Below are 239 nucleotides of genomic sequence, written 5' to 3'. Positions count from 1 at the left end.
GAACAATGTCACTTTACCGCTACCGAATGGTGGCAGCACCCAGATTGACCATGTCATCGTCTCTATCTATGGCATCTTCGTCATCGAAACCAAAAACTATAAAGGCTGGATATTCGGTAATGAGAAGCAAAGACAGTGGACACAAGCCTTCCCAAATGGACGCAAATATAAGTTTCAGAATCCACTACGGCAGAATTATCTACATATTAAAACGCTAGCTGATTTATTAGAATTAGAGA

General features: G+C 40.6%; 1 protein-coding gene. It reads left to right on the top strand.

Annotated features, from left to right (window positions below):
• Nucleotides 1-239, top strand: a 239-nt coding sequence (locus tag AAEZ06_RS28215) for a nuclease-related domain-containing protein (protein WP_350617509.1), incomplete at both ends; no start/stop codon positions are given.

Origin of the sequence: Pseudomonas sp. HY7a-MNA-CIBAN-0227 (assembly GCF_040310325.1) — a bacterium.
Taxonomy (GTDB): domain Bacteria; phylum Pseudomonadota; class Gammaproteobacteria; order Pseudomonadales; family Pseudomonadaceae; genus Aquipseudomonas.
This window is presented reverse-complemented; position numbering and strand designations above follow the sequence as displayed.